Genomic DNA, 22,412 nt, shown 5'->3' with positions numbered 1-22,412 from the left:
TTTCACAGGGCTTGCGTCGTTTCGGGGTCGAACCAGCGGATGCGGTCGGACCTGGGAGCGAGCCGCAGGCGATCGCCGACGGCAATGGCTGCGCCGGACTCGAGCACGGCGCGGAACAGGGCGCCCTCGACATCGCAGGTGACCAGCGTGTGCGGGCCGAGCGGCTCGATGATCCGCACCGTGGCGGGCAGGCCCTCGCCGCCGGCATCGACATCCTCGGGGCGAATGGCGAACTCGACTTTCTGCCTGTCCGATTTGGGACCGGACAGCGCCAGCCCGGCAACATCCCAGTTTCCGTTCGCTGCCTTGGTCGCGGGCAGGAAATTCATCGGCGGATTGCCGATGAACGAGCCGACGAAGCGCGCCGCCGGATTACGGTAGACCTCGACCGGCGACGCAGCCTGGACGATGCGGCCCTGATGCATGACGGCAATGCGGTCGGCGAGGCTCATCGCCTCGACCTGGTCGTGGGTGACATAGATGGTGGTGGTCTTCGACCCGGCAAGCACACCCTTGAGTTCGGCACGCATTTCCAGCCGCAGCAGTGCGTCGAGGTTCGACAGCGGCTCGTCCATCAGGATGACATCGGGCTCCATGGCGAGCGCGCGGGCCACGGCGACACGCTGGCGCTGGCCGCCTGACAACTGGCCGGAGTAGCGCTTCAGCAATTGCTCGATATGCATGAGTTCGGCGGTGCGGTTGACGCGGCGCTCGATCTCCTGCCGCGGCAATTTCTTCATGCGCAGGCCGAAGGCAATGTTCTCGAATACGGTCAGGTGCGGAAAGACGGCATAATTCTGGAACACCATGGCGATGCCGCGATCGCGCGGCGGCAGATGATCGACGCGGCGGCCGCCGATCCAGACCTCGCCCTGGCTCGGTGTCTCCAGTCCGGCGACGATCCTGAGCAGCGTGGTCTTGCCGCAGCCCGAGGCCCCGAGCAGCACCATGAATTCCTGGTCGGCGATGGTGAGGTCGACCTGATGCAGCGCGGTGAAGTCGCCGAAGCGCTTGGCCACGCCCTTGATTGCGATTTCAGCCATCAGCCGTCTCCGTGGCGCGTGTCATCGGTTGGCGATCCCCCACATGGCGAACAGGTATTTTCGGACGGCGAAGATGAAGATCAGCGCCGGCACGACCAAGGCCGCGCCGCCGGCGAATTTGAGATAGAGCGGCGATTCACCAAGGCTCTGCAGCAGGAAGGCTGTCAGCGTGCGGTTCTCGATGGTGAGCACGGCGGCGGCGAACACCTCGTTCCAGGAGATGGTGAAGGCAAATACCGCCGAAGCGGCGATGCCGGGCAAGGCAAGCGGCAGGATGACCTTGCGAAAAGCTTGCCAACGTGTGCAGCCGAGCGTCCAGGCCGCTTCCTCGAGCTCGACTGGAATGCCGGAGAAGAGCGAAAAGGTGATGAGCACGGCGAACGGCAGCGCCAGCGTGGTGTGAACCAGCGCCAGCCCGATGGCGGTGTCGTCGAGGCCGGTGCGGATGAACATCACCGCCAAGGGCAAGGCCAGCAGCGGCAGCGGGAAAGCACGGGTCATCAGCACCAGGAAGCGGAACGTGCCCTTTCCCGGAAAATCGAAGCGCGACAGCGCGTAGCCGGCCGGCGCGCCGAAGCCGATTGCCAGGATCATCGTCAGCGTGGCGACGAGCACCGAGTTCCACAGCGCCCTGGCGACGCCGGCGAAGTTGATGAAGAACGACAGGCTGCCGAGGTCGAAGGACGGGAGAAAGCGCTTGGGAAACGCGGTGACCTCACCGGGCGACGACAGGGCATTGACGATCAGGAGATAAATCGGCAGCAGCACCCAGACGCTGAGCACGATCGCGGTGGCGGTCAGCAGCCAGTTGCCGGCCTTGCGGGCATCGGCCGGCGTGGTGACCCGCGCATCGGTCACGGCGCTCATATCCGCACCTCCCTCATGTCCTGGCCTCCGTCATATCCTGGCCTCCTTGGGCACGCGCAGCACCCGGAGGAAGAACAGCGTGAAGCCGATCGAAATGGCGAGGATGAGCAGCGCGGAGGCGGCCGCGACATTGCGGTCCTGCAACGTGAACTGCCAGTTGTAGGTCTCACCCATCAGCACCGGCAGGTTGGTGCCGCCAAGTGCCGCCACCACGGCGAAGACCTCGAAGGCGAGAATGACGCGCAGGATGATGGCCGTCTGCAGGCTGGGACGAAGCAGCGGCAGCGTGACGCGCACAAAGCGCTGCCACGGGCTTGCCCCGAAAACTTCCGCCGCCTCGTAATATTCCTTGGGGATCAGGCCCATGCCGGCGACGAGGATGACCATCATGATCGCGGTGGCGCGCCAGATCTCGGCCAGCGCCACGGCGATGAAGATGGTCAGCTTGCTCTGGTAGCCGAGGAACATGACCGGCCTTTCGACGATGCCGAGGCTGGAAAGCAGCGTGTTGAGGAAGCCGGACTGGTCGAAGATGGCGAGCCAGATCAGGCCGGCGGCGAGATCGGAAATGCCGAGCGGGATGGCGAAGACGTAGAGGGCGGCACTTCGTCCGGTCTCCAGCCGCGAAACCACGCTGGCCATCAAAAGAGCCATGACCAGTTGGATCGGCACGACGATTGCCGCCAGCAGCAGGGTGTTGCGCACCGTGACGGGGAATTTCCAGCTGCCGGCCATGGTGCGGAAATTATCGAGTGTGAAGGCGCCGTCGCGGGTCACCGCCTCGAAGGCGACCAGCGCGAATGGATAGAGGAAGAAGATGCAGAGGAACAAGGTCGCCGGCATCAGCAGCAGATAAGGCAGAGCCTTGCCGTGCATGGTGTTTATCCTTTGCGATGCCGCGGCCCGGGCGCCCGGAGTGCAACAAACTCCGGACGCCCCTTGGGAGGATCCCTACTTTTGTTTGACCATGATCTGTTCCGAAAACCGGTTTCCACTTTTCGGGATCATGGTCTAATCGACGGGACAAGCGCCGTCGGATGGCTTGTCGGGCGCCCAGCACGGCGCCTTGGACTGGTCGATGATCGCCTTGAGCGCCGTCGCTTCCTCGCCGAGCACGCCATGCACGTCCTCGCCGCCGAGCACGATGCGCTCGAAGCTGTCGGTGTAGACCTGGTTGAACTTGCCATCGAGATCGCCGAGCCCCATCGGCAGCAACGCCGGCAGAGCATCGGAAGCACCGGTCATGGTTGCGATCGCCGGGCCGAAGGCCTTGACCGAGGCCGGCATATCGTCTGGCAGCTTGACGTCGACGACCGGGAAGAAATTGGTCGCCTTGAGCGTCGCGATCTGGGTTTCCGGCTTCAGCATGTAGGCGACCAGCGCCTTGGCCTTGTCGATATCGGGCGACGTCTTCGGGATGGCGACGCCGGCCACGACGGGCATGAAACCGCGGCCGGCGGGGCCGGCCGGCGCCGGAAAGGCGACGAAGTCGCCGGGCTTCTTGTTGAAGGCGTCGGCAAGGCGCGCGACATGGTCGAACGCCACCCAGACATCGCCGCTCAAGAGCGGTTCCTGCATGAAGGCATAGTTGGTCGAGTTCGGGTTGGTGTACTGCCAGAGTTCCTTGAACTTGTTCCAGGCGATCTCGGCTTCGGCCGAGCGGAATTTGGTCACCATCGAGCCGGTGTAGGACGGATAGAGGAAGCCTTCGAAGAAACGATGCTTCAGCCCTTTGGGACCGGCCGGAAAACCGAATTTCGGCGAACCGGTCTTCTCGGCGATGTTTTTCGACCATTCGATCAGCTGGTCATAGGTGATGGTGTTGAGATCGACGCCTTGCGGCAAGTATTGCAGCGCCTGCTTGTTGGCCGCCATCAGGTAGGTGGCCTGCATCCAAGGCAGGTATTTCTGCTCGCCGCTGCCGAGCATGCCGAGTTTCCTGTAGGCTTCGTTGACCTTGACGGCACCGACATCGACGCCGGACAGATCGGCAAGGTTCGCGCCGACGCTGGAGAAGTCGCCATGCAGGCCACCGAGCACGCCGATGGTGCCGGTGCCGGCCTGCAATTCGGCCTGCAGGCGGGTGAGCCAGGGGCCGGCCTCGGCGACCTGATAGTCGACCGCGCCATCGAACCCCTTCAGCACCTCGTCGCGCATCTTCTGCGTTTCCTCGACCGGGCGCGCCTGCGTCGACCAGAACAGCACCTGGTGGGCATGCGCCTCACCTGAGGCAAGCGACAGTGCCAGCGCAACGCCGGCCAGCGTTTTCAATCCCTTCATCACGGTCTTCCTCCCTGGATATGCGCCGTCATGGCGGCGTCAGCTTCTTGTCTGCGGTGCAGGTCCATGGCTTGCGCGCGCAACCAACGTCGGCCTGATCAGTCGCGTCAGCGGTTTGCCGGGCTTACCGGCGATGACCGTAAGCAGCATGTCGGCGATCTCGCGCGCGCATAGGCGGATCGAGGCATCGAACGTGGTGAGGCCCGGCGGCGCATAGGCCGATGCGGCAATGTTGTCGAAACCGATGACGGAGAGGTCGCGCGGCACATCGAGGCCCGCACGGGCGGCCTCCTCCATCACCGTCAGCGCCAGCTCGTCGAACAGAGCGACGACGGCGGTCGGTCTGTCAGGCCCTTTCAGCATCCGGTTGACAGCCTCGATGCGGGCCTCATGATCGAAGCGCGGCGCCGTCACCACGTCGAGCCGCACCGACGGGTCGCCCCGCCGGGCGATAGCGGTGGCAAGGCCGTCCTGTCGCAGATGGCGAAAGGTCATCGGCTCGGAGATCGTCACCAGGCCGAAATGGCGGTGGCCGAGATCGTAGAGCATGTCGAAAGCCTCGCCGAAGGCATGCGCGCCGTCGGTGTCGAGCCAGTTGTAGCCAAAGTCGCTGTCGAGCAGCCGGCCGTGAGCGACGAACGGAAAGCCACGCTCGCGCAGATAGGCGAGGCGTTCGTCGACTTCGGCGATACGGGTGACGACGACGCCATCGGCACGTCCGGATTCGACGACATGGCGCAGCACCGACAGCTCCGAATGGCCAAGTGCGGCGGTGGCAAGGATGAGGTCGGCGCCATGCGACACCAGCCCTTCGCCGAGCCCGGTAACAAATTCGCCGAGGAAGGAATCGACAAGATTGGGCCCGCGTATCGGCAACACCAGGCCAACGAAACCGCTGCGGCCGGAGACGAGCGTGCGCGCCGCCGTGTTGGGTACGTAGCCGGCCTGGCGCGCCGCTTGCGCGACACGTTCGCGCGTCTTGAGAGCGATCTGTTCGTGGCCGGCAAGCGCCCGCGACACCGTCGTGATCGACAGGTCGAGGCTTGCCGCGAGCTCCTTCAGCGTGATGACGCGGTTCGTCATCGTTCCTCCTCGAACGAATTTGAAACGTTTGTAATCGGCATTTTTCAAAAATGCAAACGTTTTAAATTCGGCCTAGGCGTCCTTTGAAATAGGAATGGGGATTGGGATTCCCTATTTCAGCTGCAGGAGATGACCCTGATTAAAAACGGACGTGCTCTTAGATTGCCGCGTTCCTGCAAACCGTCAGAACGAGGAATTCGCGGTAGCAGAAATCAGGCTGATCAAGCAGGCTCCCTGGATTTGCTGCCAGTTCCTTCCAATAATGCTGATCGCTCTCAGGGAGGTCGTAATCCGGCGCTGCAGTCGTGAAATAGGAGATTAAGTCGCGTACATAATTGCGCGTGTGCTCGCCAGCAGGGGCCCACCGTTCAACGAGCCAGCCTTTGCGCCAGACGATCTCCATTCCTGCATCCCGCAAAAGTCCGGGAAGCGAGGAGCCACAATCGGTGCCAAGCACTCCCTTGTCGCGGAACGTCTGCAATCGCGCCGTCATCAAGCGGGTAAATACCCCGTGATCCATAGGCAGCATCTGCAGAAGCGTCGAATCGAAGTCCTTTACGGCGAGAATGCCGCCGGGCTTCAATACGCGTCTTATCTCATCCGTGGCCTGCTGAAATTCCGCCGGCGTGAGATATTGCATGACATTGGCGGACCACACGCAATCGAAGGAAGCATGGTTGAAAGGAAGCGACAGAATGCTGCCGACGCGGGTGCGCACCTTCGGCCGATCCGGGACATCCTTAGTCAAGTTCTCCGCGCGTTGAATATTCTCAGGCGCAAGATCAAGAGCTGTCACGGACCCGTTGGAGCCAATCAGCTCGCAGATGAGCGGAAGGAAGCTTCCGCCCCCGCATCCCGCATCGAGCACGTCCCAGCCACGTTGCATTCCAACTTGGGTAAGTGCGTCTTCGTATTCCGGCCGTGATGACTCGAAATGAAGATCGAGCCAGCTTGCGTCACTCGCTTCATGGCCGGTCGATGTTGAATTTTTGCCGGTACTGATGTTCCCCTCCGTGAATCGCCGGCAATATCGGACCTCGATAGGCTCAGGTAAACAGACGCGATATCTGATGGCAACCAATCCGTTGTCGTCGCCATGAGGCTGTCGCCATGCGGCAAGCCTGACAATGGCCGCGCAAAGCGGCCGGACCGACTTAAATTAGTCCCGGGCCTAATCAATCCTAATCAAGCAAGCCCTACTGCAGCGTCCGCTGTGGCGGTTGGCCGGCGTGGTCGCGCGCGATGCCGGGATCGGCATCACCCTCGCCGAGCGAACGATCGAGCCCCGTCGCCACCACCGAGACCCTGAAGCGGCCTTCCATGCTCTTGTCGAAGATGGCGCCGACGATGATGTCGGCATCCTCGTAGACTTCCTCGCGGATGCGCGTGGCCGCCTCGTCGACCTCGAACAGTGTCATGTCCCTGCCGCCCGAGATCGAGACCAGCACGCCCTTGGCGCCCTTCATGGACATTTCGTCGAGCAGCGGGTTGGCGATCGCGGCTTCCGCCGCCTTCATCGCCCGGCCGTCGCCGGACGCCTCGCCGGTTCCCATCATGGCGCGGCCCATGCCACGCATCACCGATTTGACGTCGGCGAAGTCAAGATTGATCAGGCCTTCCTTGACGATGAGGTCGGTGATGCAGCTGACGCCGGAATAGAGCACCCGGTCGGCGATCACGAAAGCATCGGCGAAGGTGGTTTTGGCGTCGGCGATGCGGAACAGGTTCTGGTTGGGGATCACGATCACGGTGTCGGCGGCCTCGCGCAGCCGCTCGATGCCCTCTTCGGCCATCTGCATGCGGCGCCGGCCCTCGAAGGTGAACGGTTTGGTGACGACGCCGACCGTCAGGATGCCAGCCTTGCGCGCCGCCTGGGCGATAATCGGGGCCGCACCGGTTCCGGTGCCGCCGCCCATGCCGGCAGTGACGAAGCACATGTGGGTGCCGGCCAGATGATCCATGATCTCGTCGAGCGATTCTTCGGCAGCGGCACGGCCGATCTCGGGCAACGAGCCGGCGCCAAGCCCTTCCGTGACGTGCGCGCCAAGCTGGATCAGCCGCGTCGCCTTCGACATGGTCAGCGCCTGGGCATCGGTGTTGGCGGCAATGAACTCGGTTCCCTGAAGCTGTTCGACGATCATGTTGTTGATCGCATTACCGCCGCCGCCGCCGACGCCGATAACAGTGATCTTGGGTCTCATCTCGGAGATTTCCGGCTTCTTGAACTCGGCCATGCCTGCTTCTCCTTCGCCAACTGCGTGCGCTTCACGGCCCACAAGCAGACTGCCCGTAGACATTGCAATCGAGCGGCATGACGCGAATCAGTCCGTTCGGATGGATAACCCAAAAAGCCAGAGAGCGGCCGGACGTGCAAGTGCGGGAAGGTCAAGATTTGTGATGAAGAGGCCGAACCCCACGCGACCGACTGTCCGGTCCCGGGTGATCGCGATAGTGTCGTCGCAGATCAGACACCACGACAGATGCCTGGAGACGGCTGGGCAGAACCCGCCTTTGCCGATCGTCCCAATGGCCAGGAGATCCCTGCGGACTTCGTCACCAATCAAAGCTAGAGGGTATATATCCCCTTCAGAACCCGAAAAGGTATGAAAGAATTGTCCAGTTTGCCATCCATGAGATTGCGACCGCCGGGATCGCGGCACGGACGTTTGCGGCGATGAAACGCCCCGTCGATCACGGCGCCATGGCCGTCTCTGGCTATACCGTTCCCTGGCATACGGCGGCCGGAACATCGGTCGGCCTTCATGTCTCGTCGTCGCGGCAGGTACGCGACATCAGGATCGTGCGGCTCGACACACCCGGGGCCGAGCCGATGAACTGGCGCGTCGACCCGACAGGAAGTGCCGTATCGCATCGTGACTTCGATCATGGATCCTTCCTCCGGGTTGCGGCGACCGAACTGGCCAAGGCCACCGAGATCGGAGGCGTCGCCTTCGAAGTGTACTTGACCCGCAACGATGGCGCCCGCGTGCTGTTCGAGAGCGGCAACCTGCGCCTCGGCTTGCAGGACGGGCGGCTGACATCTGGCCTCGACGGCAAGTCGCTCGATAGCGGCGTAGCCTTGCCGGCAAACACCTGGCTCAAGGTCGAGATTTCGTCGAACGACGGCGCGACCGTGCTGCGGATCGACTCGGACGATCTCCTGTCGCCGTTTCACCTGGATCACGGATTCGACCTGCCGTGGCGGCCCCTGCCTGGTGACATGGTCTTCGGCACCAGCATGGCAAACGATGTCAGGTCGCTCAACGCGAAATTCTCTGCGATCTCGCTGCAAACCGCGGCTGGTCGTGTCGCCTGGATGTTTCCGACCCTGCTGCCGAGCGGCCCGCTCGCCTCGACAGACACCGATCGCGTTCTTTTCCTGGAAGCGATCAACCAGCCCGCCTTCTGCATGACCTCGCGGCGCTGGGACGGGTCGAGTTTCGACCCCCGCCTGGTGCCGTCGCATTATGACGCGGTGCACTGCCACGACGACGACATGGGCGCGTTGCAGTGGCCCGCCTCCTGCCAATTGCAGGTTCCCGCCGAGGCGCCGCCCGGGGTCTATGCCTTCGAGGTCGGTCACGACCAAGGGTCGGAGCGTATCGTCTTCTTCATCACTTCGTCGGCACGCCGCGCGCCACTGGTGTTCCTGGTGCCGACGGCCACCTACCTCGCCTACGCGGATGAATTCCTGCCGGCGCATCTCTACGAATGGAGGTGCGAGGATCGCGGCCACAGCTTCGCGATCGATAACAACCTGAAGTCGCTCTACGACTACCACAGCGACCTCAGCGGCGTGTCGATCTGTTCCACCAGGAAGCCGAAGGCGACGCTGCGCGACGACTACAATTATCCGCTGTGCGGCTGTCCGCACAATCTGCCGGTCGACCTGCATTTTCTGCGCTTCTGCCACAGCAATGGCATTGCCTTCGATCTCATCACCGACCGCGACCTGCATGAGCGAGGCCTTGCCGGCTTGCAGGATTATCAGGCGGTCATCACCGGCAGCCATCCCGAATACATGTCGGTCGAAATGGAGCACGCGCTGCGCCAATTCGCGGCGGCGGGTGGCAGCATCGCCTATCTCGGTGGCAACGGCTTTGCCGGCAAGGTGGCGTTCCAGGACGATCTGATGGAACTGCGCCGCTCGCCGCTCGAGGCGGGCCGGACCTGGGACGGTGCCATCGCCGAACAGTCACTGTCGATCACCAACCAGCCGGGCGGCTATCTGCGCGCCAGCGGGCGCGGCGAGTTCTCGCTGACCGGCGTCGCCATCTCGCTGATGGGTTTCGACGGCGCGCGGCCTTTCACGCGCACGCCGGAAAGCCGTCAACCCTCGGCCGCGTGGTTGTTCGACGGCGTCACCAGCGAGACCTTCGGCGACGATGGCATCGTGCTCGGAGGCGCCGCCGGCTACGAGGTCGATGCCACGGATCCGCATCTGGGCACATCCCCCAAGACCATGGTCATTGCACGCGCGACCGGTTTCCCGGACAGCTTCGTCCATGACGCCACCCGCTGGTACGAAGGAGGTGACAGCGAGCGCGACGGGCGCCGCTGCGCGGAGATGACGCTGCGCCATCTGCCTTCGGGCGGCCTGATCTTCTGCGCGAGTTCGGTCGCCTGGTGCGGCGCCTTGCCGGCGGGCGATGCCATGAACGACGTCGGCCGGATCACCAAGAATTTGCTGGCGCATCTGGCAGCGAAAACGAGCCGGTAGACCCCGGATCGATAGCCCCGGAAAGGTAGGCGCCCGCGGCACCGCCCCGGCTCCGGCAGTTGGCTTGCCGCGCAACGATCGAAGCGGCTATCATGCCTGATCAATCGGCGGCCTGGGTGTTCCCGCCGTGCCCGGCTCAAGGTTTGTCCGCGGCGCGTGTCGTCAGGTCATTTTCAGAACGGATGAAGCAGCGCCCCCGCCAATGGCCGACAGAACACATTTCGGTTTGACCGCCGTCGATACCGTGCCTCTGCATGAGAAGGTCTATCTGGAGCTCGTGCGGGCCCTGATGTCGGGCCAATTCCTGCCCGGCCAGAAGCTGACCTCGCGCAAGCTCGCCAGGGAACTCGGCACCAGCGACATGCCGGTGCGCAGTGCCTTCATGCGGCTGCAGGCGCTGCGGGCGTTGAGCCCGATGCCGAACGGCAGCGTCGAGGTGCCGGTGATCTCGGCCGAGCGGTTCTCGCAATTGACCGCCGTGCGCACGCTCCTCGAAGGCCCGGCGACCGAGCTTGCGACGAAACTCATCAACGGCAACAATCTGCGGGCGATCCGACGCCATTGCACCGAATTGACCCTGGCGGCCCGCAAGGGCGACATCGGCGACTATCTCAGGAAGAACCACGATTTCAAATTCTCGATCTATCGCCATTGCGGCAACGAGCAGATGATCTTCCTGATCGAGACGGTGTGGATGCAGGTCGGCCCGTTTCTGCGAAACCTCGCCACGGGGTTCGAGGACGACCTCTCCTCCATTCTGGACATCGACTATCACGAGGAAGTGGTCGCCGCGATCGAGGCACAGGACGGCGCGCGAGCGCGGGCGGCCATCGTTCGCGACATCGACGAGGGCGCCGCCCACATCCTGCGGCACGGCAAATTCCCGGAAGCGAGGAGCTAGACCGGCGTCTCCCGGGCCCGTCACCAGATGCCACTTGGCTTTGCCCTGTCTTGTCGCTATGTTGCGATCGCAGATCGCGCAATTGGTTCCTGAAATGCCTCCCGACATCCCCGCTAATGATTTGAAAAACTGAAGGAAACTCTTCCGACTGATGTCGGAGATGCCTTCATGAACTCATCAGCTGTCTTGTCGTTAAATAGGGTGGCCGCCTCAGGCGCGGCACCGCAGGGAACCAGAGGTAACGGAAATTGAGCGATGCAATTGCGGACGTTTTAAGTTGGCTTGAAAGCCGAAGCGACATCCAGAGCCTGAGGGCCGCGGTGTGCGACCTCAACGGCATCATGCGGGGAAAGCGCATCCCGGTCGAGCAGGCGCGCAAGGCGCTGGAAGGCAAGCTGCGCATGCCCTATTCGCTGATCGGGCTCGATGTCTGGGGCGAGGACATCGAAGGCAACAGCCTGGTCTTCTCGACCGGCGATGCCGATGGCCTTTGCCAATGGACGGGACGCGGCATTCTGCCGGTGGAATGGACGGCGCATCCGACGGCGCTCGTCCCGCTCTGGCTCGCCGACGAAAGCGGTGCGCCCTATCTCGGCGACCCCCGCCGGGCACTGGCCCGCATCCTCGATCGCTATAAGGCGCTCGGCCTCACTCCGGTCGCGGCGACCGAACTCGAATTCTACCTGGTCGATCCACAATCGCAGCGGCCTGTCGGGCCAGTCTCACCGGTCACCGGGCGGCGTCTCGATTCCGACGCGGCGCTGTCGATCGACGAGATCGACGATTTCGAAGCCTTCATCCATGACATCTACGAAGCCTGCCGGGCGCAAGGCATTCCCGTCGATACGGCGATTGCCGAAAACGGCGTCGGCCAGTTCGAGATCAACCTGAACCATGTCGCAGACGCCTTGCGGGCGGCCGACGATGCGGTGTTGTTCAAGCGCACGGTGAAGGGCATTGCCCGCAAGCATGGCTTTGCCGCCTGCTTCATGGCCAAGCCCTATGGCGACCGCGCCGGCAACGGCTTCCATGTCCATTTCAGCCTGGTCGACGACGAAGGGCGCAACGTGTTCGACGACGGCACCGACCAGGGTTCCGACATCATGCGCCATGCGGTTGGCGGGCTGCTGGCGGCGATGGCCGAAAGCACTTTGGTGTTCGCGCCGCACTTCAATTCCTACCGGAGGCTGCGCCCACGATCCTACGCGCCGACCGCGGTCGCCTGGGGGTACGAGAACCGCATGGTCGCGATCCGCATTCCCGGCGGCCCGACCGGCGCGCGCCGCATCGAACATCGCGTCTCGGGAGCCGACGCCAACCCATACCTGGTGCTTGCCGCCATACTGGGCGCGGCCCTGATCGGCATCGAGAAGCAGATGTCGCCGGGCGATCCGGCGGGGAAGGACGGGCAAGGCGTTGCCCCGGCCAAGCTGCCGCCGGACTGGGCGTCGGCGATCGCGACCTTTGAAGGCGGGACGCATGTGGCGGAGATCTTCCCGGCGATCCTGCGCGACTCCTTCATCGCCTGCAAACGCCAGGAATTGAATACGTTTGCCCTGAATGTCAGCGATTTCGAGATCGAGACCTATCTCGAAAGCGTCTGAGGCCCTTTACGTCGACCGCTCGGCCTTCAGTACAGTGACCGCCGCCTCGCTGTTGTGGACATAGTCGTTGGCATCCGGCTGCTTCTGTACCAGCAGGATGAACAGAAGGTCGGTCAGCGTCAGCTGCGCGTCGCGCGCGGTGATGGACGAGGAGCGCGCGCGCTCCTCGTCGGCGATGGTGTAGAGGCGAATGTCGGCGACGCGGCTCAGCGGATTGTCATGCAGGCCGGTGACGGCGATCACCGTCGTGCCGCGCTTGGCTGCAAGCTCGGCGATGCGCAAGGTTTCGATGCTGGCGCCGGAATAGGAGAGCGCGAACAGCACATCGCCAGGCCCGAGCGTCGAGGCATTGGCCATCTGGATGTGGCTGTCGCTGTCATGCAGCACATTGCGGCCGAGCTTCATCAGCTTGTAGGAAAAATCGCGCGCCACCAGCGAGGAAGCGCCGACGCCGACCAGATGGATGCGCCGCGCGCCATCCAGCAGATCCAGCGTCCTGGAGATGATGCGCTCGCTGTTGGCGGCGACGGTTTGCTGCATCGACAGCAGCTTGCTGCCGATCAGCTTCTTCAGGATGACCGGAAAGCCATCGCCGACCTCGATCGAGCCGTGGATGACGCCGGCCGGCACCTGCCAATCCTGTGCCTTGGCCTCGCTGACGGCGAGCTTGAGTTCCTGATAGCTGGCATAGCCGAGCTTCTGGCTGAACTTGACGACGCTCGACTGGCTGCGGCCGATCTCGGCCGCAAGTTCGGCCGTCGAAAGCCGCAGCATCTGGTTGGGGTTGTCGACGATGTAACGGCCGATCTCGCGATCGCCGGGCGCCATGCCGTCGAGCTTGGCATTGATCCTGCTTAAGACGGACACGGAATTCCTCGCTCTTCAGACCTGCAAGACGAGGAATAAATTATTCCAATTTTGATTGACAGCCAAGAACGCAGAATTAATTCTCAGCTCGACCCGGGTCAGCGCCCGGGATTCCCAGGCAGGTCGCCGGGGTGACCCTCAAGGTTTCAGCCATGGATAGATTGCGGATCGTCGGCGGACAGAGACTGCAAGGCGCGGTCACCATATCGGGCGCCAAGAATGCCGCTTTGCCGCAGATCGCGGCTGCGCTGCTCAGCCCCTACCCGCTCGAACTGACCAACCTGCCTGATGTGACCGACGTCGAAAACATGCTCGGCGTGGTGCGGCTTCACGGTGCCGAAATCACCCGGTCCGCCCACGCCGCGATCATTGACACCAGCGCCGCCATTTCCAAGGAGACGTCCTACGACACGGTTCGGAAGATGCGGGCGACGTTGCTCGTGCTGGCGCCGTTGCTGGCGCGGTTCGGCCATGCCCGGGTCTCGCTGCCAGGCGGCTGCGCGATCGGCGCGCGACCGGTCGACATTCATGTCGCCGCACTCGCCGCGCTGGGCGCCAGGATCGCCATAGAGAACGGCTTGATCGTCGCCTCGGCGCCGAACGGATTGGCCGGCACCCGCATCGTGCTCCCGTCGCCATCGGTCGGGGCGACGGAAACCGCCATGATGGCGGCGACCACGGCCAAGGGCGAAACCGAGATCCTGAACGCGGCGCGCGAACCGGAAGTGGCTGACCTCGCCGCTTGCCTCAGCGCCATGGGCGCGCGCATCGAGGGCGCAGGCACGCACCGCATCCTGATCGCGGGCGACACCAACTGGCACGCCGCCAGTCACGACATCATCCCGGACCGCATCGAGGCGGGCACCTATGCCATCGCCGCCGCCATCACCGGCGGCCAGCTTGAGCTGACGCATGCCCGGCTCGAACACATGGCCTCGGTGGTGCAATTGCTGGAGGCGACCGGCGTCAGCGTCTGGCCGGGCGACCGGGGACTGATCGTCTCGCGCGACCGGCCGCTCAAGGCAGCCGACCTCACCACGGAACCCTATCCGGGGTTTCCGACCGACCTGCAGGCTCAGTTCATGGCGCTGATGTGCTGCGCGCAGGGCGCCTCGCTGCTGCGCGAAACCATCTTCGAGAACCGCTTCATGCATGTACCCGAACTGATGCGGCTCGGCGCCAACATCAAGCTCCAAGGCACCATGGCGCTGGTGCGCGGCGGCGAGAAACTGCACGGGGCGCAAGTGATGGCCACCGACCTGCGCGCTTCGGTGTCGCTGGTGCTGGCGGCGCTGGTCAGTGAAGGCGAGACCATCATCAACCGCGTCTATCACCTCGACCGCGGCTACGAGCAACTGGACCGCAAGCTGCGCCTGTGCGGCGCCGACATCGAGCGGCTGGGCGCATGAATACCGACGCGGATTATTTTCTCGGCGTCGATGGCGGCGGCACCGGTTGCCGCGCCCGTCTTGAGGACGCGCAAGGCATGGTGCTGGGACAAGGCCTGTCCGGCCCGGCGACGACGCGGCTCGGCATCGAGGCAGCGTGGGGCTCCATTGCCAAAGCCTACGGCGCGGCGATCGATGAAGCAGGTTTCGCGCCCGCCGAGACCGCCCGTATCCATGCCGGCATCGGCCTTGCCGGCATCGGCCGCAAAGGCGCGCTGGAGGCGCTGCGGGCAATCGCGCATCCCTTTGCCAGCATCGACTTCGTCAGCGACGGTGTCGGCGCCTGCCTTGGCGCGCATTCGGGCCAGGACGGCGCCATCGTCATCGCCGGGACCGGCTCGATCGGCCTTGGGTTTGTCGAGGGCCGCGACCTGCGCGCCGGCGGCTATGGATTTCCGATCTCCGACGAGGGCAGCGGCGCCGACCTCGGACTGAAAGCCGTGCAACTGGCGCTGCGCGCCCATGACGGTCGCCACGAAAGAACGGCGCTGCTGGCGGAGCTCATGCAGCGCTTCGCCGGCGACCCGATGGAGGCCGTCGCCTGGATGGACCGCGCCAGCGCCACGGACTATGCCGCGCTTGCACCCATGGTGATGCGGCATGCCGACCAGGGCGATCCCGCCGGACGCCGCATCGTGCAAAGCGCCGCCGAGCAGATCGACACACTGGTGCGGGTGCTGTTCGAAAAAGGCGCGCCGCGCGTGACCTTGCTGGGTGGCCTCGCCAGCCCGCTCGAGCCCTGGCTTTCCCCCGACGTCCGGCGACGCCTGAAGCCCGCCGACGGCGACGCCGTGTCCGGCGCGATCATTCTTGCCAAGAGGTCGGTCTGCAAGGGATAGCTGGCAAGTGTAGGAATATAATATTCCAAATCTCTGTTGACGATGTGAATATCAAATTCTAAAAAGTTAACAGGAGAAGCTGCGATGACGGACCACGGTCTGCACCGGTTGCCGGGTCGAGCCATGCCGGACCGCGCAGCAGAATGTTTGAAAGCATTGGGATGACTGAGCAACGGTTGATGTCTGAGCTGGACCGGCTGGTTTCCGAAGGCCGGAATCCGAAGACCGTCGACATCGACCTGATGCCGACCATCGACGTGCTGCGCAGGATCAATGACGAGGACAGGCTTGTCCCCGCGGCCGTCGAAAAGGTGCTGCCGGAAATCGCCGCCGCGGTGGATCGCATCGTGCGTGCCTTCCAGAAAGGCGCACGCCTCATCTATATGGGCGCCGGCACCAGCGGCCGGCTTGGCGTGCTCGACGCTTCGGAATGTCCGCCCACATTCGGCGTGCCAGAAGGCATGGTTGTCGGCCTGATCGCCGGTGGGTCCGACGCCCTGGTGCGCTCGCTGGAAGGCGCCGAGGATGACCCGAAGATGGGCGCCAAGGCCTTGCAGGACATCACGCTCACACCTGACGACGTGGTGGTCGGCATCGCGGTCAGCGGGCGCACGCCCTATGTGATCGGCGGGCTGACCTATGCCAAGCAGATCGGCGCGACCACCATCGCGCTGTCCTGCAATCCGGCATCGGCCATTGCCGGCATCGCCGATATCGCCATCTCGCCGGTCGTCGGTCCCGAAGTACTCACCGGCTCGACGCGGCTGAAATCGGGAACAGCACAGAAGCTGGTGCTCAACATGCTGACCACGGCCTCGATGATCCGCATCGGCAAGAGCTACCAGAACCTGATGGTCGACCTGAACCCGTCGAACAGGAAGCTGGTCGCCCGGGCGATCAGGATCGTCATGCAGGCGACCGGCTGCACCGCGCCGCAGGCGCGGCAGGCGCTCGACCGGACCGGCAATGACGTCAAGCTGGCGATCCTGGTCACCATCACCGGCCTCGACGTCGAAGCGGCGCGGGCTGCTTTGGCCAAGGCCGGAGGGTTCCTGCGAAAGGCGATCAGCGACGAAGCGGCCTGAGGCCGCTTTAGACAAGACGGCTGAGGCCGCTTTAGACAAGACGGCTGAGGCCGCTTTAGACAAGACGGCTGAGGCCGCTTTAGACAAGACGGCGTCAAGCCGCATAGACTGGGCCGATACTCCAAAGCATGTGTGCCTTGGAAGCGGCCCGCGGAAACTGCAAGGCATCGAGTTCAATAATGGGAGACGAGAATGGTTCATCTTACAGGAAGGCTGCTTTCGGGCATCACCCTTGCCGCGATGCTCGGCATCGCCACGGTTTCGGCGCAGGCGGCGACGCTGCACATGGCCTGGTCGCAGGACGCCACCGGGCTTGATCCGCACAAGCAGACGGCGTTCTCGTCGCTTCGGCTTTTGGAGCTCATCTACGAGCCGCTGGTGCGGCTCGACGCCAGCCTGCAGATCATCCCCGCCATCGCCACCTCCTGGGAATTCTCGAAGGACGGCAAGGAACTGACCTTCAAGCTCGATCCCAAGGCGAAATTCCAGGACGGCACGGCGGTGAACTCCGCCGACGTCAAGGCGTCATTCGAGCGCATCCTCGACGAGAAGACGGGTGCCGCCGCCCGCGCCAACTTCCTGTCGATCGCCAGCATCGACACGCCTGATGCGGCGACCGTCGTGTTCCACCTCTCGCAGCCCGACGCGCCGATCCTGACGGCGATGAGCGACGTCAACGCGGCCATCGTTCCGGCGGCTGAAATCAAGGCCGGTTCGATCGGCACCAAGACGGTCGGTTCCGGCCCGTTCAAGCTCGACAAGTGGGACCCCAACGCCAAGGAAGTCTTGAGCGCCAACAAGGACTGGGCCGGCGGCGCGACCGGCGTCGACGGCATCGAGATCAGCGTGCTGCCGGATGAGGCGGCGATCCTCGCCGCCATGCGCACCAAGCAGATCGATTTCGCCCTGCTCAACGACCCGCTCGTCGCCACGCTGGTGCCGAAAGAAGCCAACCTGCAATTGAACCGTGTACCGGTGCTTGCCTATAACGTGCTGCAGCTCAACCCGTCGCGCAAGCCGATGACCGAGCTCAAGGTGCGCCAGGCGATCTCCTGCGCCATCGACCGGCAGGAGGTGCTGGACACCGCCGCGCTGGGCGAAGGCAAGGTCACCGGACCGCTGACCATCCCAGCGCTGGCGACCGATCCGAGCCAGTTGTTCTGCTACAAGCGCGATGTCGAAAAGGCCAAGAAGCTGATGGCCGAGGCCGGCCTTGCCGACGGCTTTTCGGCGACCGTGATCGGCGCCACCGGCGAGCCGCCGACGGCGGCGGCGGAAGCCCAGGTCATCCAGTCGCAGCTCGCCGAAATCGGCGTCAAGCTCGACATCAAGATGATGGAGCTCAACGTCTATGTCGACGCCTGGCTGAAGGGCGATTTCGACATGGCGATCGCGCTCAATGGCGGCCGCGCCGACCCCTACACCATGTACAACCGCTACTGGACCAAGGCCGGCAATCTGCAGAAGGTGGCGAACTACATCGACGATACTTTGGACAGCCAGATGCAGCAGGGCCGCGCCGAGACCGATCCGGCCAAACGCAAGGCGATCTTCGCCGCGTTCGAGAAGCACCTCGCCGAGGTATCGCCGTGGATCTGGCTCTACACCTCCTACAGCTACACGGCCCAGCAGAAGAACATCGCCGGCTTCGTGCCGACGCCGACCGGCACGCTGTTCAGCCTGAGCAAGGTGACCATCCAATAGCGCCGGATTCGGCAACGGGACGAGAGGTCTTCCTGGCGTGAACTATCTCTTGCGAAGGCTGGCGACGTTTCCTCTCGTCCTGCTTGGCGTATCCATCCTGGTCTTCGTCGCGATCAGGATGGTGCCTGGCGATTCGATCACGGCGATGCTGGGCACCGAGGCCGGCCTGCTGACGCCGGCACAACGGGATTCGCTCGCCGCCTATTTCGGTATCGACCAACCCTGGTTCGTTCAATACTGGCGCTGGATCGGCGGCATCCTGCACGGCAATTTCGGCATCTCCGTCACCTATGGCAGGCCGGTTCTCGACGTCATCCTCGAGCGTTTTCCGCTGACGCTGGAATTGGCAGTGCTGTCAATGATCATCGCGCTTCTCGTCGGCATGCCGGCCGGCATCTACGCCGCCACGCACAACGAAAAACCGTCCGACCTCGGTGTGCGCATCATCGCCATGATCGGCCAGTCGACGCCGAGTTTCGTGCTTGGCCTGTTGATCATCTACACGCTGTCGGCCGGCTTCGGCGTGCTGCCGGCGATGGGCGAATTCGCACCGCTCTGGCAGGATCCCTTGCGCAATCTCAGCCAGCTGATCCTGCCCGCCATCACGCTCGGCTTCGCCTTCGCGGCGTCGGTCACCCGCATCGCGCGCTCGGCGATGCTCGACGTGTTGAGCGACGATTATGTCCGCACCGCCCGCAGCAAGGGCGCTTCGGCGCGCAGTGTCATCTGGCGGCACGCTTTGCCCAATGCGCTGATCCCGGTGGTGACGCTGAGCGGCATAGAGTTCGGTTACCTCCTGGGCGGCGCCGTCATCGTCGAGCAAATCTATGCCCTGCCCGGCCTCGGACGCATGGTGCTCGATGCCATCCTGCAGCGCGATTACGCGCTGGTGCAGGGCAGCGTGCTGTTCATCGCCTTCAACTTCATGATCGTCAATCTCCTGGTCGACCTCGCCTATGTCGCGCTCGATCCGCGCATCCGGCTGGGGGAACAGTGATGCGGATCCTGCGTGCCATCTTCGGCCATGGCAGCGGCCGCATCGGCGGCCTCATCGTGTGCGTCTATCTGCTGCTCGCCATCCTTGGCCTGTTGGGGCTGACGCCGCACAATCCGATCACGCAGTACCGTATCGACCGGCTGCACGCGCCCGGCGCCGCCTACTGGATGGGCACCGACCTGTTCGGCCGCGACGTCGCCAGCCGCCTGATGGCGGGCATCGGCCAGTCCTTTACGGTTGCCTTCTTCTCCGTGGCCTTCGCGTCCCTTGCCGGAACGATCCTGGGGCTGGCCGCCGCCTGGCTCGGGCGCCGCTGGGACGGCGTCGTGATGCGCATCATGGACGTGCTGCTGGCTTTCCCGGCGATCCTTCTGGCGCTGCTCATCGTCACCGTCGCCGGGCCTGGCACATGGACCAGCGTCGTGGCCATCGGCATCGTTTACACGCCGATTTTCACGCGCGTGGTGCGTGGGCCCGCGCTGTCGCTCAAGACACGCGAATTCGTCGACGCCGCGCGCACCTTCGGCAGCAGTTCGAGGTATATCGTCACGCGGCACCTGCTGCTCAACCTCGTGGCGCCGCTGACCGTGCAGGTGACGCTGGCGCTGGCCTGGGCGCTGCTCACCGAAGCCGGCTTGAGCTTCCTGGGCCTTGGCACGCAGCCGCCCGCCGCGTCCCTCGGCCTGATGCTGAGCGACAGCCGCAATTTGATGGAGACGGCACCCTGGCTGCTGATCTTCCCCGGCCTGGCGATCATGATCAGCATTCTTGGCTTCAACCTTTTGGGCGACGCCTTGCGCGACATCCTCGACCCCAGGATGCGGAGAGCGTTCGCATGACCCCGCTGCTGTCGGTCTCGGACCTGCGCGTCGGCTTCGGCCGCAATCCGAAAGCCAATGAGGTCGTGCGCGGCGTCGGTTTCGATATCGCCGACGGCGAGACGCTGGCCATTGTCGGCGAAAGCGGCTCGGGCAAGTCGGTGACGGCGCTGTCGATCAACCGGCTTGTCGATTTCGGCGGCGGCCGCATCACGGGCGGTTCCATGAAGCTGAAGCGGGTCGATGGGACCGTCTTCGAGTTGGCAGCCGCGACTGAACCGCAACTGACCGGCATTCGCGGCGCCGAGATCGGCATGATCTTTCAGGAACCGATGACCTCGCTCAACCCGGTGCTGACCATAGGCAACCAGATCGAGGAATCGTTCCGCCTGCATCGCGGACTGACGGGCCGGCAAGCCACGGCGGCAGCCAGGGACGCGCTTGACCGCGTGCGCATCCCCGATGCCGCGCGACGGCTGAAATACACACCCAACCAGTTGTCCGGCGGCATGCTGCAGCGGGTGATGATCGCGATTGCGCTCGCCTGCAATCCGCGCCTGCTGATCGCCGACGAGCCGACGACGGCGCTCGACGTCACCGTGCAGGCGCAGATCATGGCGCTGCTGGCCGAGCTGAAGCGCGAAAGCGGCATGTCGATGATCTTCATTACCCACGATATCGGCCTGGTTGCCGGCATCGCCGACAAGGTGATGGTGATGCAAAACGGCCAGGCCGTGGAACAGGGCGAACTGAACCAGATCCTCGACAGCCCCCAGCATCCCTACACCCAGCACCTGCTGCAGGACGTGCCGCATTTCGCCAGTGGCCGGGCGACACGCGCGGACGGACAGCGCGACAAGGCCGCGAACACGCAACCGGCCTTGAAGGTCGATGGGCTCGTGGTTCGGTTTCCGCTCAAGAGCAGTTTCTTCAGCCGCGCGACCGGCGCGGTGCATGCCGTCGACGGTGTCGATTTCGACCTGATGCAAGGCGAGACGCTGGCCATCGTCGGCGAGAGCGGCTCGGGTAAATCCACCACCGCGAAGGCGGTGCTGGGGCTGGTGCGATCGACGCGCGGCAGCTTCTCGGTCGGCACGCGAACGGCCACGGCGGAGCGCAGCGCCAAACCCGTTCAGATGGTGTTCCAGAACCCTTACGCTTCGCTCAACCCGAGGCTGGCCATCGAAAGCATCCTGGGCGAACCGGTGATTGCCACCGGTGGGCGGGTAGATGCCCAAACCCGGGCCAGAATGGCGAGCCTGCTCGAACGCGTCGGCCTGCCCAAGAACAGCCTTGAGCGCTATCCGCACGAATTCTCCGGCGGCCAGCGGCAAAGACTGTGCATCGCCCGCGCGCTGATGCTCAACCCGTCCGTCGTGGTTCTCGACGAAGCGGTGTCGGCGCTCGATGTCTCGGTGCAGGCCAAAGTGCTGGAGCTGCTGCTCGACCTGCAGCGCGAATATGCGCTGGCCTATCTGTTCATCTCGCACGATATGGCCGTGGTCGAGCGGATCGCGCACCGCATCGCGGTCATCTATGCCGGCCAGATCGTCGAGATCGGCGACGCGCGGTCCGTGCTGTCGAAGCCGAGGCATTCCTATACGAAGAAGCTGATCGCCGCCGTTCCGACCATCGACCGGCGATGCGAGCATTTCGAGATCGACACGCGTCAGGTGCCGTCGCTGGTGCGCCCGCAGGGGTTTGAGCCGGCGCCGGCGAAATGGGAGCGGTTTGGAGGGGATCATATGGCGAGGGTGGAGGCTTAGAGATGTTTGCGGGACAGCGCCCCCCTCTATCCTGCCGGGCATCTCCCCCTCTAGGGGCCTGTTGCGCAATATTGCGGGAGGCGTGTTGTGAGGATTGAGGGCGGCCATTTTCGTTGCTTTGGAGGCTTTTCGGGGTTTGGGAGCCGCGCCTTTGCGGCGTTTGGCGGATTTCGGGCGCAGCTATGGCGTGATCGCCGCCCATCGTCTCATGTTGAAGGCGATGGTGGCGAGCATGATCTGGGCCGTTGCCTTGACGAGGCCGACATAGCGGATGCGGGTGAGACGCATGCGGTTCTTGAGCGTGGCGAATGTGGTTTCCACCGCCGCCCTGCGCCGCGCGATCAAGCGGTTGTAGAGCTTGAGGCGGGGCGGCAGTTCGGGATGGTGTTT

General features: G+C 64.0%; 19 protein-coding genes. 10 read left to right on the top strand and 9 right to left on the bottom strand.

Features of this window, described 5'->3' with window-relative positions:
• Window positions 1–2: 2 nt before the first annotated feature.
• The 7 genes from M653_RS0104440 to ftsZ all read right to left on the bottom strand — a co-directional run bounded on the left by M653_RS0104440 (window position 3) and on the right by ftsZ (window position 7,507).
• Entirely contained in the window at window positions 3–1,043 is a 1,041-nt protein-coding gene (locus M653_RS0104440; RefSeq protein ID WP_027142214.1) for an ABC transporter ATP-binding protein, read from the bottom strand.
• Between the two features lie 21 nt (window positions 1,044–1,064).
• Window positions 1,065–1,910, bottom strand: coding sequence for a carbohydrate ABC transporter permease (locus M653_RS0104435; protein ID WP_027142213.1), 846 nt, complete (start codon window positions 1,908–1,910; stop codon window positions 1,065–1,067).
• 30 nt (window positions 1,911–1,940) lie between these two features.
• Window positions 1,941–2,786 carry a sugar ABC transporter permease gene (locus M653_RS0104430; protein WP_027142212.1) on the bottom strand — a complete coding sequence of 282 codons (846 nt, stop codon included), beginning with the start codon at window positions 2,784–2,786 and terminating at the stop codon, window positions 1,941–1,943.
• Between the two features lie 135 nt (window positions 2,787–2,921).
• Entirely contained in the window at window positions 2,922–4,190 is a 1,269-nt protein-coding gene (locus tag M653_RS0104420; RefSeq protein ID WP_027142211.1) for an ABC transporter substrate-binding protein, read from the bottom strand.
• Window positions 4,191–4,229: 39 nt separating this feature from the next.
• Window positions 4,230–5,273, bottom strand: a complete 1,044-nt coding sequence (locus tag M653_RS0104415; RefSeq protein ID WP_027142210.1) for a substrate-binding domain-containing protein — start codon at window positions 5,271–5,273, stop codon at window positions 4,230–4,232.
• Window positions 5,274–5,430: 157 nt separating this feature from the next.
• Window positions 5,431–6,354, bottom strand: coding sequence for a class I SAM-dependent methyltransferase (locus tag M653_RS01000000132070; protein WP_245262055.1), 924 nt, complete (start codon window positions 6,352–6,354; stop codon window positions 5,431–5,433).
• Window positions 6,355–6,469: 115 nt separating this feature from the next.
• The gene (gene ftsZ, locus M653_RS0104405) at window positions 6,470–7,507 is read right to left on the bottom strand and encodes a cell division protein FtsZ (protein ID WP_027142209.1); all 1,038 of its coding nucleotides are present in this window, start codon (window positions 7,505–7,507) and stop codon (window positions 6,470–6,472) included.
• A 440-nt stretch (window positions 7,508–7,947) separates the two neighbouring features.
• Between ftsZ and M653_RS0104395 the strand changes: the two genes are divergently transcribed.
• The 3 genes from M653_RS0104395 to M653_RS0104385 all read left to right on the top strand — a co-directional run bounded on the left by M653_RS0104395 (window position 7,948) and on the right by M653_RS0104385 (window position 12,498).
• Entirely contained in the window at window positions 7,948–9,993 is a 2,046-nt protein-coding gene (locus tag M653_RS0104395; protein WP_027142207.1) for a N,N-dimethylformamidase beta subunit family domain-containing protein, read from the top strand.
• A 202-nt stretch (window positions 9,994–10,195) separates the two neighbouring features.
• Window positions 10,196–10,894, top strand: a complete 699-nt coding sequence (locus tag M653_RS0104390) for a GntR family transcriptional regulator (RefSeq protein ID WP_027142206.1) — start codon at window positions 10,196–10,198, stop codon at window positions 10,892–10,894.
• 248 nt (window positions 10,895–11,142) lie between these two features.
• Complete coding sequence (locus tag M653_RS0104385; RefSeq protein WP_027142205.1) at window positions 11,143–12,498, top strand: glutamine synthetase family protein; 1,356 nt, start codon at window positions 11,143–11,145, stop codon at window positions 12,496–12,498.
• 6 nt (window positions 12,499–12,504) lie between these two features.
• On the opposite strand, the gene M653_RS0104380 is transcribed toward M653_RS0104385, so the two are convergent.
• Window positions 12,505–13,365 (bottom strand): MurR/RpiR family transcriptional regulator, encoded by an 861-nt coding sequence (locus tag M653_RS0104380; protein ID WP_027142204.1) that lies wholly within the window; start codon window positions 13,363–13,365, stop codon window positions 12,505–12,507.
• Window positions 13,366–13,517: 152 nt separating this feature from the next.
• Between M653_RS0104380 and murA the strand changes: the two genes are divergently transcribed.
• From murA to M653_RS0104345, 7 genes are all read left to right on the top strand, one after another.
• Window positions 13,518–14,774: a UDP-N-acetylglucosamine 1-carboxyvinyltransferase gene (gene murA / locus M653_RS0104375; protein WP_027142203.1), complete on the top strand. Its 1,257-nt coding sequence runs from the start codon at window positions 13,518–13,520 to the stop codon at window positions 14,772–14,774.
• On the top strand, window positions 14,771–15,652 hold the full coding sequence (locus M653_RS0104370; protein WP_027142202.1) for an N-acetylglucosamine kinase: 882 nt from the start codon (window positions 14,771–14,773) through the stop codon (window positions 15,650–15,652). Before murA ends, M653_RS0104370 begins: the two co-directional genes overlap by 4 nt.
• A gap of 161 nt (window positions 15,653–15,813) precedes the next feature.
• Entirely contained in the window at window positions 15,814–16,737 is a 924-nt protein-coding gene (gene murQ, locus M653_RS0104365; protein WP_027142201.1) for an N-acetylmuramic acid 6-phosphate etherase, read from the top strand.
• A 192-nt stretch (window positions 16,738–16,929) separates the two neighbouring features.
• Window positions 16,930–18,441 carry an ABC transporter substrate-binding protein gene (locus tag M653_RS0104360; RefSeq protein ID WP_027142200.1) on the top strand — a complete coding sequence of 504 codons (1,512 nt, stop codon included), beginning with the start codon at window positions 16,930–16,932 and terminating at the stop codon, window positions 18,439–18,441.
• Window positions 18,442–18,478: 37 nt separating this feature from the next.
• Window positions 18,479–19,438: an ABC transporter permease gene (locus M653_RS0104355; RefSeq protein ID WP_027142199.1), complete on the top strand. Its 960-nt coding sequence runs from the start codon at window positions 18,479–18,481 to the stop codon at window positions 19,436–19,438.
• Complete coding sequence (locus M653_RS0104350; protein WP_027142198.1) at window positions 19,438–20,277, top strand: ABC transporter permease; 840 nt, start codon at window positions 19,438–19,440, stop codon at window positions 20,275–20,277. Before M653_RS0104355 ends, M653_RS0104350 begins: the two co-directional genes overlap by 1 nt.
• A complete protein-coding gene (locus M653_RS0104345; protein ID WP_027142197.1) occupies window positions 20,274–22,022 on the top strand; it encodes an ABC transporter ATP-binding protein in 1,749 nt (582 codons plus the stop codon). The genes M653_RS0104350 and M653_RS0104345 overlap by 4 nt, the downstream gene beginning before the upstream one ends.
• A gap of 180 nt (window positions 22,023–22,202) precedes the next feature.
• On the opposite strand, the gene M653_RS01000000132065 is transcribed toward M653_RS0104345, so the two are convergent.
• Window positions 22,203–22,412: transposase (locus M653_RS01000000132065; RefSeq protein ID WP_027144009.1), on the bottom strand; the 210-nt coding region annotated here is incomplete at its 5' end.

Origin of the sequence: Mesorhizobium sp. WSM3626, assembly GCF_000513935.1 — a bacterium.
GTDB classification, from domain to species: Bacteria; Pseudomonadota; Alphaproteobacteria; order Rhizobiales; family Rhizobiaceae; genus Mesorhizobium; species Mesorhizobium salmacidum.
This window is presented reverse-complemented; position numbering and strand designations above follow the sequence as displayed.